The following is a 12,158-nucleotide window of genomic DNA, read 5'->3' as shown; positions in this document are numbered from 1 at the left end:
GCCCGTAAAAAATCCATTGACAACTTCCGGCAACACGGCTATAGAGTTGTTTTTAATTTCCCGGGCCGTTAGCTCAACTAGGCAGAGCAACTGACTCTTAATCAGTAGGTTGAAGGTTCGATTCCTTCACGGCCCACCAGTAAAATCAAGGGCTTACGGTTTTTCCGTAAGCCCTTTTTTTGTTTTTTTTAAATTTGTATGAGCGATGTATGAATTTTGTACAACTTATTAAATATATTGATAATATTAACAATATATTTGAGTGACAAACAAAACAATCAAACATAACTTTTTAATTTTATAAGGACAAACTATCTCCTACATTCTCGCTTATCCCTTATCTATATAAAGCCTTATCAGAAACGCTTAAGCTAACCATCCCTAAAAACCCCACTTGCAATTTCGCACAAAAAAATGCTCGATTCTTCAAAAAATTTTTAAAATACGTATTGACATTTGCACATACGTTCGTATATTTATTTGCACATAACAACAGGTGCGAAAAATCCTGCCCGGGTACCTGGTAAATGGAAAGGAATGGCAAAATGACACAGGACCAAAAAGAACACATTGGCAAGAAACTCAAGGCACTCAGACAGGAGTTCGGTCTCAGTCAAAATGACTGGGCAAGGCTACTCCAGGTTTCACAAAACACCGTTGCCCGATGGGAACGTGGAGAGTTGGAACCCAAGGGCGCTCACCGAAAAAAAGCTGAGCAGATGCTTACCATCGGCAAAGATGCCAAGGCAGTAAACACCATCAAGTCAACTTTGAACTCCGAAGGTGGGCTCCCTGCTGTGGCAGCTTTTGTTGGAATGCTTTTTGGGGCCATGGGTGTTCTGGGGGCAAGCCTTAGCTTATTGTCCCCTCTTCTAAAATCCAAGTCCAGCCTGCTTGACGGGATTAAGCAGTACACTGAGGACAAGGAACAAAATGAAGAGAAAGGTCCTGGGCATCAAGTGTAATCATGAACCCGGACGGATAAGGAGCACAAACGATGAAAAACCAAGAACATGACAAAATCAAAAAGATAGACGACTTAATCGGACAACTGCCTCAAAATTTCCCAGAAGCTGCAGAGGTCATTAAAAATGATATCATTCAGCTACTGGTTGACTGTGATAAGGGGATTATAGACCATTACTGCACCCTTATAAAAAAACGCACAAACGCCGCTTCAAAAAAAGCGATAACCAAATTGATTGACGAAGCCATACTGAAAATTCAATCCGCTGAAACCCCCTTTACTTACGATGATGGGTGCCAAATCCCGACTTCAGAAACTTTGACCCCGGACCCGGAAATTGTAAAAGCTGCAGTGCACATGTCACAGGACCCGCAGCTTTTCAGAAAAAAGATCGATCTCGTAAACAAGCTCGGTGTCGCAGGGGAGAGAAAAAACATCGCCCTTACCTTGATCACAATTGACAGTCGATTGTTAACCTTTGAAAATGGCAAACCTGAAAATCTGGGACTGAAAAACTCAGGGCATCAAGGTAGCGGAAAGTCCAATACAATGATGAAATCCCTGAAAATATACCCGGAAACAGCATACCACACATTCAGCAACGTATCGCCAAAGGGCCTGCTTATGATGGCGGACGAGTTGAAACACAAGGCCGTTATTTTCAGCGAAGGAAAAGCATTCGAGGCACGCGGGAAAAATGATCCTGACCAGGCCTATGTGGTTCGCAGTCTTTTGTCCGAGGGATCCTATGAATACCAACGACAGGTCAAAACATCAGAGGGGTGGGCTACGGAATACCTCAAACTTGAAGGCCCCATTTCCCTATTGACGACAACCATCAAGGAAGGCCTTGAACAGCAGCTCGATGATCGCATCCTTACAATATATACGGACACCTCGACGCTGCAGACAAGCAGAGTGCTCAAGCAACTCGCAGCCAATGCGGCCGGTGTTGGAAACGATATTGATGGCAAGATCATAGAAACCTGGCAGTATTTTCACGATTTACTTGATCCGATGCAGGTAGTTATTCCGTTCTCCATGGATCTGCTCTATAAGTTGCCTGATAATCCTCCTGTAGCTGCAAGGCGGTCTTTTGGCAGGGTTATTACGACAATAAAGGCTATGGCTGTTCTTCACCAGGCCCAACGCAAAACAAACGAGACTGACCAACTGATCGCTGAATATGCCGACTATGCAATGGCCTACCAGTTGATAGAAACATCGTTTGCCGAAAGCTTGAAGGACGAATCTGAAACCACGGAAAGCCGGGTCGAGATAATCAAAACCGCAAAAAGGATAACTCCCGGAGCTTTAGCAAAAAAAGCCGGAGTTTCGAGCCCTGCCATTTCACATTGGATAGAATCGACTATCAAAAAAGGCTTGGTGACATGGTGCGATGAAAACGGGAAGGCGTTTGATGATATAAGCGCCTTGAAAACAGCTAAACATAGCGGGATAGCTTATATCCGCATCGTTACCGGAAAAAGCCTGCCAACGCCTTACGAGCTTACTGGTGATCCCAGGTGGGATAAGGACGGGGATCTTTACGCTCTGTACGACCTGCACCTGGAAACAGAAGGCCCTGTTGATGAAGGCTGGGTAAACTGGGAACTTCGGTTGATAGCCAATGATAATCAGGCAGAGGATGAAGTCGCTGATGAGATTCCAGATAAAGCCATGATACATTAGATGGGCGACAAAACCAGAAAAATACCAGGCAAAGACAGGAAAATCCTGTCACCGCCTGGTTTTTTGTTTTTTTTCTGAGAAAATCCAACCCGGAAACGTTATGCTTTTTAAAACCCGTGGGGTTTTAACCTGGCAACCATTGCTTTTTAGCTCCGAGAATCAGTATTCGCGGGGGTGTTAAGGTTTTAACCTGGAAATCGCATTTTTTCGATCAAAAAATTATTTTTCCATATGTTTTTATTTAAACGGTCTGTCATTGGCCTTTCCTGTTGAAACCATGTCTGCAATATTTTTCATCCCCATTGGCTTTCGCAGCTTTTTCCTGATATACACACGATCAGCTGCAAGCTGTCATTCCGAACCATTCATCTGTTTCTGCCTCATACCGGAGAATAAATTCCTCACCATCCGCCCTGACCTTGAAATAATCAACTGTCGGCCTACCTGGCTCAATACCGCCCTCATACCATCGGTCCAGTATTTCTGAGATTGCCCATCGTCTATCCTGATAAATGAATGCTACCGGCCGCTCATTGGTGCATATCCGCTGTAACATTCCACCGTGACCGGTTTGAACACGTCTTTTTCCATTGTGATAAGCCACCTGGTCAATTTTCGGTTGTCATAAGCCGGGATCTTTCCGCACCCTAATCGTCATCAAGATGGGAATCATCCATGATTTTGACATGTTATCCGCATCGCTGCGTTTGCCGTATCCGCTGTTGAGTCCCGCTCCCGGACAGCGTGAATGTCCGCTCCATCAAGTGCCATTAACTCCCAGTCAAAATTTTCATTTTCGCATTGGATGACCAATCCCAGCGGCATTTTGGCCAATGTCACGCTGTCCCATCGGATAAGAACCAATCCGCCATCAAATATTTCTTCGACACGGCCCTGCCATCCACTGATATCAAAATCAAAATCCGGATCAATGACCCCTGAGTTGACTTTAACAGAATTTCCGACTGATAATTTCATGTCACATCCTTTATATTGGCAAACGTCTTTATGGCAGTTAAAAGGATGAATCGTAACAAAAACACCTCCCCTTGCAAGAAAAAATATTCCGGGATGGAGGTCTTTATTGAACTTTTCTTCTGTCGGATTTGTGCAGGCAACAAAAATGTTTTTTTGGAAAGAACGTTGAAGATTATGGAAAACTCAAGCATAATCATCCGTTAAGAACACTGGAGGCACCATGTGCGGCAGATACGCCCTATACAGCAACATTGAGCAAATCAAATCCCATTTCCCCATCGACCACGTAGCATGTGAATCCGAGCCCAATTACAACGTAGCGCCGACTCAGGAGGTGCTCGCTGTAATCCACCAAGAAGGGCTCCACATCCTGGACAAGCTGCACTGGGGCCTGGTGCCGTTTTGGGCAAAAGACACCAAGATGGGCAGCAAGATGATCAACGCCCGCCAGGAAACCATTGCCACCAAGCCGGCCTTCCGGGAAGCCTTCAAAAAACGACGATGTCTGATCCCGGCAGACGGCTTTTATGAGTGGTACGGGGCAAAGGGTCAAAAGCAGCCGGTGTTTATTACATTACCTGATAAAAAACCATTCGCCTTTGCCGGGCTATGGGAGACCTGGCAGGACAAGGCCGAGCCCGGCAATGTATATCGCTCGTGCACGATTATTACCCGGGAGGCTGCTGGGGATTTACGGAAAATACATGATAGGATGCCGGTGGTTTTGGCACCAGAGGCGTATGAGGCATGGATGGAGCCTGGCAAGGATAGGGTTGAGCCTCTGCTGGATATTTTGTCTTCTGGGGCGGTTACTGATTTTACTTTTTATCCGGTATCCAAGCAGGTCAATGCGGTGCGGAATAATGAGGCGGGGAATATTGAGCCGGTTGGTGTGGAGGTGGGGATTTTATAAATAGTGCCTGATCAACAAGTGGTGCACCCCTCCCTTCCTGCTCATGGACCACCGGCCTATTATCTGATATATTCGATTTAAAAATAGGATGCTTGCTTACGGTGTTTTTGACTTTGCAGGGGACTTTTTTTATCACCACCCGAAATGCAGCATTATGCAAAAAGATATTATAAAGGAGTTTTTAATGAGCAATGAGTCGGAACCGACCTACTGGTTTGTTGGGGCTGCCATTGGAGCAACTGAAGACAAGACAGACGAAATGGTAACAGGTGGCTTCTGGCAATACTGGCCTGGAGGCGAAAAGCCGAATAAATATAAGGACCATATTTTATCGATGCAACCGGGCGATAAAATTGCTATCAAGGCGGCCTATGTAAGAAAAAACAATCTGCCTTTTGATAACCGGGGGCGGCCCGTATCTGTAATGGCGATCAAGGCTGTAGGCGAAATCACTGAGAACCCCAGAGACGGAGAAACAGTCAAGGTTGATTGGCAGGAGCGGTATGACCCGCCAAGGGAGTGGTATTTCTACACAGGCCGAACCTCTGTTTGGAAGCTTAATTTAAATCGATGGTATTCCAAGGCATTGGTAGCATTTGCATTTAAAGAAGAGGATCAGGACATTGACCTTTTTCGCAATGAGCCCTATTGGAAGGACCGATTTGGCGATGGACCAACGCCCGACTCCCGTTTTGCCTGGACCGGGTTCTATGAAGCCTTTGCATCTCGACTTATGGATTTCGAAAACCGCCGAAGTGGATTATTGGACGGTCTTCGTGAACTTTCGGAATCAAGACAAGTTCCAAATCTCGGATATTTATATGAAAAAGGCCCAGACGATTCAAGATTTATCATCGATGATATTTGTCCATTCACCTTCATAGGTGCTTTCAATCGCGGCGGTACTGTGGATAATCGCCGCAGCATAGCTGCTGCGCTGGCAAAACTGATTGGGCTCGACCTTCCGGTTCCCGAAGGGTTCGCCGGCGTGCCTGTTCTGAACAGCCAGAAATCATGGTTTTTCGCTGACAAAGAAAACCGCGATCCAAATGACATTGATCGGCTTTGGGCGATATTTCATGCAGCTCTGTCTTATGCCGACGGTGAAGAAGACCAGGGATCGCGAGGAATGCTTGCCAATCTTTATGACCAGACAGTACAGCAAAGAGGAGTAGGCTGGAATCTAAGTATCGGACTCTATTGGATTCGACCATGGGATTTTTTGCCGCTGGATAAAAATACCCGGGCATACATAGAAAAAAAACTTGGCGTTGACGTTCATCTTGGGCATCAATACGACAAACTGAGCGGCGCTCAATATCTCGATTTGGTGGAGGATCTGAAGGGTCGTTTCGAGGATGATGCGTTTTCTGTTCGAAGCTTTCCAGAACTTTCATTTCAAGCAGTACAAATTCCCATTACCCCAGAAAACGGACCTGAGCATGACCCCTCGGATACGACATCAGATCCTCCGAAATCATATGCGATAGATAATATTGTGGAAGAAGGTTGTTTTTTCCCAAGGCACGATCTTGAGCGCATGCTCAAGCGTTTGGTCCAGAAAAAAAACATAATCCTACAGGGTTCGCCTGGTACTGGTAAAACTTGGCTATCCAAACGGCTTGCATACTCATTAATTGGTACCCGGGCCCCTGCCCAGGTGGTCCCACTCCAATTTCATCCGACTCTATCCTATGAGGATTTTGTCCGCGGTTGGCGCCCCTCGGCAACTGGTACGCTTGATCTTGTCGATGGGCCACTTATGCAAACCATATCCAAAGCGCGGGAGAATCAAGATTCCCGCTTTGTAATAGTGATTGAAGAAATCAATCGTGGCAGCCCAGCTCAAATATTTGGGGAAATGCTAACACTTCTAGAAGCTGCTAAACGTGCACCAGACCAAGCAATGCGACTCAGCCACATGCATGAAAACGAAGATTATGTTTACGTGCCCACGAATCTTTATGTCATCGGGACCATGAACATCGCCGACCGCTCTCTGGCGCTCGTGGATCTGGCGTTGCGCCGACGGTTTGCATTTTTTGAACTGGAGCCCCAGTTCAATGATACCTGGGCAAATTGGGCAATGCTACATGGCGGCTTCGAAATTGAAGATATTAAGGATATTCGAGCGCGAATGTTGCGTTTGAATGATACCATCGCGAACGATGACGCTCTCGGGCCACAATTTCGGGTTGGGCACAGCTATGTTACGCCTCGGGCCGGCGGAGAAATCGGTACAGACGCAAGGCAGTGGTTCAGAGACGTCGTTCAGACTGAGATAGGGCCTCTCTTGGAAGAATACTGGTTTGATCGGACGGAAGAAGCGATGAAGCAGGTTGATAAACTCCTGGAGGGTTGGTAAATGCAACCCGCTTTAACTACTGTTACGCCCTGGCAAAGTAGCAGTGGAATCCCCATCCGGAACATCTGGCTTCTCATGTTCTATGCATCGGAACTTTTTCGTTACACAGGGGAATATAAAGTTGGTACGGAAAAGCAGCCAGATGAGTTGCCGGACCTTGTTGCCGAGGTTTTATGCCATGCCGTTGATCGCCGACTATTGCAGAACCTGAACCAAGGCTATGTCAGCGAGGAATCAATCCGTAGTCGAGTTCGCGGGCAAGTGGACATGCTTCGCACTGAACGGCTTGGCTTATTTCAACGTGGCAAGGTGGCATGCCGTTACCAGGATCTCACGATGAATACGCCCCGTAATAGGTATGTGCGAGGGGCATTGTTTCATTTGGCTGGCCTTGCTGGTACAAAGGACTTACGCCGGCGATGCCGGATGTTTGCTTCCCGGCTCCAGCAGTGTGGTGTCACAGGGTCGGTTCCAACCCGAAGCATGGTTTGCAATGAACGATTTGGCCGGCACGATCTCCAGGATCGACCTATGGTTGCTGCTGCAAAGCTCGCGTTCGACCTGAGAATCCCGACAGAACAAGGAAAAAACGAAACCTTATTGAGCCCTTCCCGCGAAGAGACTTGGCTACGGCATCTATTTGAGAAAGCTGTAGCGGGGTTTTACGAAGTTACGCTGGGGCCGAAGAGTTGGCGTGTCAAACCTGGGGGTATTCAACGCTGGCCTGTATCGGAGGCTTCGCCAGGCGCCGAACAAATCCTTCCGGGGATGGTGACCGATATCGTCCTTGAGGATAAAAATACATCAAGACGTATCATAATCGACACGAAGTTCGCCCGCATCCTGACGCTCAATGCTTACCAGCAAAAAAAGGTTGATTCCAAGTACCTCTACCAGATGTACGCTTATTTGCGCACCCAGGAAGACGCGATTGATCCCGCTTCCCTCAATGCTGAAGGGTTATTGTTGCATCCAGCTGTCGGTTCCATGATTGACGAGGAAGTGGTTATTCAGGGGCACCGCATTCGCTTTGCCACCGTTGATTTGGCTGCGGATACATCCGAGATACGAAAGCAGCTTTTTGAGGTTGTGCTGAGTTAGCTGGCTGGAAATATTCTTATCAAATCTTATACTTGCCGCTTGATCTTTCAGCAACATCAGAAAGGCTATGTGTCAGAACTGATCGGAATCAGTACAGACCATGTGTCTGTTTCTGACTCATAGCGGAGAATAAAAACATCCCCATCCGCCTTAACCTTGAAATAATCAACAATCGGTCTGTCGTGTTCAATACCGCCCTCATACCACCGATCCGGGATCTCTGATATTTCCAACCGCTCCCCATGGAAGATGAAGGCCACTGGCCGCTCATTGGCCTTGTATCCACTATAACATTCCACCTGGACCGTTTCATTGTTTTCCATGCAACCATACCCTGCTATTAAAAATCGGTATCAACGAAATAGGCTTGTATAAAATCCTTTATTTCTGGTAACATATTTTTTTTCCACGGTTCCATTTAATAACAATTCCGATATGATCCATTTGCCCGTAACAAACTCGGGCTTCGACCAGAATCATCCCGTATTACAACAGGAAAACTTATCCATGGCACTGAAAAAATCCCAACTCTACAGTTCCTTGTGGCAATCATGCGACGAACTGCGCGGCGGCATGGACGCATCCCAGTACAAGGACTATGTACTGACGCTGCTGTTCATGAAATATGTCTCAGATAAACAGGAAACGCTTATTGAAGTTCCCGAGGGCGGCAGCTTCGCCGACATGGTAGCGCTCAAGGGCGACAAGGAGATCGGCGACAAAATAAACAAGATCATCGGCCGTCTTGCCGAGGCCAACGATCTCAAAGGCGTTATTGACCAGGCGGACTTCAACGATGAAACCAAGCTCGGTTCCGGCAAGGACATGCAGGACCGGCTATCAAAACTCGTCTCTATATTTGACAAGCTGGAGCTGGGGGCCAACCGGGCTGACGGGGACGACCTGCTGGGTGACGCCTACGAATACCTGATGCGGCACTTCGCCACAGAATCTGGCAAGAGTAAGGGGCAATTCTATACCCCTGCCGAAGTGTCCCGTGTCATCGCACAGGTGATCGGCATCGGCCCGGATACACGCCAAGACCAAACCGTATATGATCCCACCTGCGGCTCGGGCTCCTTGCTGCTGCGAGCGGCCTACGAAGCCCCTCAAGGCATGAGCATTTTTGGCCAGGAAAACGACAACGCTACATGGGCCTTGGCAAAAATGAACATGATCCTCCACGAATACGCCACTGCCGAGTTGTGGCGGGGCAACACCTTGTCAGCCCCTTATTTCAAGAACCCGGGCGGTGGGCTCAAGACTTTTGACTTTGCCGTTGCCAATCCGCCTTTTTCTGCAAAGTCCTGGACCAACGGACTGGACCCGGCTAACGACGAATTCGGCCGCTTTGATTATGGTATTCCGCCCGCAAAAAACGGCGACTATGCCTTCTTGCTGCATCTTATCAAATCACTGAAGAGCACCGGCAAGGGGGGCATCATTTTGCCCCACGGGGTATTGTTCCGGGGGCACAAGGAATCCGATATCCGTCGGAATCTGATTCAGCGCGGACTTATAAAGGGCGTCATAGGGCTGCCGGCTAACCTGTTTTACGGTACAGGCATCCCTGCCTGTATACTGGTCATCGACAAGGAGCATGCCAATGCCCGAACCGGTATTTTCATGATTGATGCCAGCAAGAGCTTTATAAAGGACGGCAACAAGAACCGCCTGCGCTCACAAGATATCCATAAAATTGTGGACACATTCAATCGGCAGCTTGAATTGCCACGCTACTCCCGTATGGTGCCAACGGCTGAGATTGCCAGCCCTGCCAATGACTTCAACCTCAATATCCCGCGCTATATTGATTCCAACGAACCTGAAGATGTCCATGATATAGCCGCCCATTTAAACGGCGGCATTCCCAATTCTGATATCGATGCACTGAACGAGTACTGGGACGTGTTTCCAGCGCTGCGAGAGGCACTGTTCAGGGACAACGGCCGGGCCGGTTACAGCGAGGCCCGGATTGAAACCCGACAGGTTAAGGCCACCATTTTGGCGCATGCCGATTTCAAGGCCTACGCGGAAAGCGTCAACAAAATTTACAGCGCCTGGAGGGAAGCCCACGAGGCCCGCCTGAGAGACCTCAAGTTGGGCGATGCCCCCAAGACTGTCATCTACGACCTGTCAAAAGACCTGCTCACACGCTTTGCTGACCTGCCGCTATTAAGCCCCTATGATGTTTACCAGCGGCTGATGGACTATTGGGCCGAGGTGATGCAAGATGATGTCTATTTGATCGCCGGAGAAGGATGGGCCGAGGCTGCCAAACCACGTGGTATCATCGAAGACAAGGAAAGAAAGATAAAGGAAAGCCCGGACCTTACCATCGGCCGCAAGAAATACAAAATGGATCTGATACCGCCTGATCTGATTGTGGTGCGCTATTTCAAAGACGAGCAGGCCGCCATCGAGAACTTACAGGCCCGGCAAGAAACTGCTGCCAGAGAGCTTGAGGAGTTTATTGAAGAGCACACGGCTGAAGAGGGCCTTTTGGCCGATGCCACCAATGATAAGGGAAAGATTACTAAGACTGGTGTAAAGGAGCGCCTGAAACAGCTGAAAGGAGAACCAGAAAGTGACGAGGAACGAGATGCCCTAACTCGCTGCATGGAACTTATTGAAGCTGAATCCGAGGCAGCAAAGGCTTTAAAAGATGCCCGGGCCGCGCTGGACAAGAAGGTATTGGCACATTACGGTGAACTCACCGACACTGATATCAAGACGCTGGTGGTTGACGACAAGTGGTTTTCAAGCATCCAGGCCGCCATTGAAAGCGAGGTGGAGCGGCTGACCCAGCAGCTCGCCGGACGGGTAAAGGAGCTGGAAGAACGCTACGCCCGGCCTCTGCCTGAGCTGGAGCAAGAGGTTGAGGCATTGGCTTCGAAAGTTGAGGGGCACCTGAAGCAGATGGGGTTGGAATGGTTACGAGCAAAGAACCCGTGAAAGTCAATGGTGCGAATTCTGATTCTTCAGATACAGCTGAAAGGCAGGATGTGCCGCCAGGGTATAAGCGGACTGAGGTGGGGGTGATTCCGGAGGACTGGGATGTTGTGTCGCTTGGTGAACTTGGCGCATTCATGAAGGGGAAAGGCATCAAGCGTGATGATGTGTCCCACGAAGGGGTCCCCTGTATCCGTTACGGTGAACTCTACACTTGCTATGACAACTACGTCTGCTCGCCTGAATCACATATCCCCAAATCCTTCGCAGCCACTTCCCTACCGCTAAAGACCGGCGATTTGCTTTTCGCAGGGTCAGGCGAGACTGTTGAAGAGATTGGTAAGTGTGTCGCATACCTTGGTAAGGAAGAAGCCTATGCAGGCGGCGATATTGTCGTTCTACGCCCCTTGAAACAGAACTCTCTTTTCCTTGGACACCTGCTCAATCACGCGATTGTTGCACAACAGAAAGCCCGCTACGGTCAAGGCGATGCGGTCGTCCATATCAGTGCCCGAAATCTGGCGATGATCAAACTCCCGTTGCCTTCGCAAATCAATGAACAGGATGTCATCGCCCAGGCCTTGTCTGATGTGGATGGATTGCTTGGAGCATTGGATGCCCTGATCGCCAAGAAGCGAGCCATCAAGCAGGCCGCCATGCAGCAACTCCTTACCGGTAAGACCCGTTTGCCGGGGTTTAACGAGGAGTGGGAGACGAAAAGGTTGGCGGATTACATGCGGTTTCTTAAAACTGGATCGAACTCTCGTTCTGAACTTAACACTGATGGACCTGTTGCCTATCTTCATTATGGTGATATTCACATGAATGACGCAGTGCGATTAAATTCAAATAATACTCCAGTGCCCCGCATAGCGAGTGAAAGAGTACGACTTCTGGATCGGCTCCAGGTTGGTGATTTGGTTTTCGTTGATGCATCCGAGGATCTCAGTGGAGTGGGGAAATCTGTAGAAATAGAATCCATTCCCGAGGGTGGTATGGTCGCTGGCCTCCATACGATTGGAGCAAGGTTTGACAAAACCATTCTCGCTGACGGATTTAAGGCATATCTCCAATTCTGCCCGGAAGTTTTGAATACTCTAAAGCGCCTCGCTGCGGGGACAAAGGTCCTCGCAACCAATCGCCAACATATCGCAAACATTGAGATGGCGCTTCCATGTGTCAAAGAACAA

The 12,158-nt window shown here is 48.4% G+C and carries 9 protein-coding genes and 1 tRNA gene; 8 read left to right on the top strand and 2 right to left on the bottom strand.

Annotation, left to right across the window (positions count from 1 at the left end):
- Window positions 1-62 precede the first annotated feature (62 nt).
- The 3 genes from ACTCIA_RS07225 (at window position 63) to ACTCIA_RS07215 (ending at window position 2,659) form a co-directional block, all read left to right on the top strand.
- Window positions 63-139: transfer RNA gene (locus ACTCIA_RS07225), tRNA-Lys, on the top strand.
- Window positions 140-545: 406 nt separating this feature from the next.
- Window positions 546-965, top strand: a complete 420-nt coding sequence (locus ACTCIA_RS07220; protein WP_463001132.1) for a helix-turn-helix domain-containing protein — start codon at window positions 546-548, stop codon at window positions 963-965.
- A gap of 32 nt (window positions 966-997) precedes the next feature.
- Window positions 998-2,659 (top strand): hypothetical protein, encoded by a 1,662-nt coding sequence (locus tag ACTCIA_RS07215; protein ID WP_463001131.1) that lies wholly within the window; start codon window positions 998-1,000, stop codon window positions 2,657-2,659.
- 669 nt (window positions 2,660-3,328) lie between these two features.
- Here the strand turns inward: ACTCIA_RS07215 and ACTCIA_RS07210 are convergent.
- Window positions 3,329-3,637 (bottom strand): hypothetical protein, encoded by a 309-nt coding sequence (locus tag ACTCIA_RS07210; RefSeq protein ID WP_463001130.1) that lies wholly within the window; start codon window positions 3,635-3,637, stop codon window positions 3,329-3,331.
- Between the two features lie 220 nt (window positions 3,638-3,857).
- On the opposite strand from ACTCIA_RS07210, the gene ACTCIA_RS07205 reads away from it, so the two are divergent.
- The 3 genes from ACTCIA_RS07205 (at window position 3,858) to mcrC (ending at window position 8,016) form a co-directional block, all read left to right on the top strand.
- The gene (locus tag ACTCIA_RS07205; protein WP_463001129.1) at window positions 3,858-4,550 is read left to right on the top strand and encodes an SOS response-associated peptidase; all 693 of its coding nucleotides are present in this window, start codon (window positions 3,858-3,860) and stop codon (window positions 4,548-4,550) included.
- Between the two features lie 184 nt (window positions 4,551-4,734).
- Window positions 4,735-6,915, top strand: a complete 2,181-nt coding sequence (locus ACTCIA_RS07200; protein ID WP_463001128.1) for an AAA family ATPase — start codon at window positions 4,735-4,737, stop codon at window positions 6,913-6,915.
- A complete protein-coding gene (gene mcrC / locus ACTCIA_RS07195; protein ID WP_463001127.1) occupies window positions 6,916-8,016 on the top strand; it encodes a 5-methylcytosine-specific restriction endonuclease system specificity protein McrC in 1,101 nt (366 codons plus the stop codon).
- A gap of 65 nt (window positions 8,017-8,081) precedes the next feature.
- Here the strand turns inward: mcrC and ACTCIA_RS07190 are convergent, their stop codons facing one another.
- Window positions 8,082-8,339 carry a hypothetical protein gene (locus ACTCIA_RS07190; protein WP_463001126.1) on the bottom strand — a complete coding sequence of 86 codons (258 nt, stop codon included), beginning with the start codon at window positions 8,337-8,339 and terminating at the stop codon, window positions 8,082-8,084.
- 184 nt (window positions 8,340-8,523) lie between these two features.
- On the opposite strand from ACTCIA_RS07190, the gene ACTCIA_RS07185 reads away from it, so the two are divergent.
- Both ACTCIA_RS07185 and ACTCIA_RS07180 read left to right on the top strand, forming a co-directional pair.
- Entirely contained in the window at window positions 8,524-10,971 is a 2,448-nt protein-coding gene (locus ACTCIA_RS07185; RefSeq protein ID WP_463001125.1) for a type I restriction-modification system subunit M, read from the top strand.
- Window positions 10,947-12,158 (top strand): restriction endonuclease subunit S (locus tag ACTCIA_RS07180; protein WP_463001124.1); only part of this gene is annotated, 1,212 nt, incomplete at its 3' end. The genes ACTCIA_RS07185 and ACTCIA_RS07180, both read left to right, overlap by 25 nt.

The organism is Desulfosalsimonas sp. (assembly GCF_055149105.1).
The sequence above is the reverse complement of the archived record's forward strand: the minus strand, read 5'-3'. Positions and strand labels throughout refer to the sequence as shown.

Bases quoted from the DNA above. Each gene is read 5' to 3' on its own strand.
- mcrC (WP_463001127.1), top strand. From the start codon at position 6,916: ATGCAACCCGCTTTAACTACTGTTACGCCCTGGCAAAGTAGCAGTGGA.
- ACTCIA_RS07200 (WP_463001128.1), top strand. From the start codon at position 4,735: ATGAGCAATGAGTCGGAACCGACCTACTGGTTTGTTGGGGCTGCCATT.
- ACTCIA_RS07220 (WP_463001132.1), top strand. From the start codon at position 546: ATGACACAGGACCAAAAAGAACACATTGGCAAGAAACTCAAGGCACTC.
- ACTCIA_RS07210 (WP_463001130.1), bottom strand. From the start codon at position 3,637: ATGAAATTATCAGTCGGAAATTCTGTTAAAGTCAACTCAGGGGTCATT.
- ACTCIA_RS07205 (WP_463001129.1), top strand. From the start codon at position 3,858: ATGTGCGGCAGATACGCCCTATACAGCAACATTGAGCAAATCAAATCC.
- ACTCIA_RS07215 (WP_463001131.1), top strand. From the start codon at position 998: ATGAAAAACCAAGAACATGACAAAATCAAAAAGATAGACGACTTAATC.
- ACTCIA_RS07190 (WP_463001126.1), bottom strand. From the start codon at position 8,339: ATGGAAAACAATGAAACGGTCCAGGTGGAATGTTATAGTGGATACAAG.
- ACTCIA_RS07185 (WP_463001125.1), top strand. From the start codon at position 8,524: ATGGCACTGAAAAAATCCCAACTCTACAGTTCCTTGTGGCAATCATGC.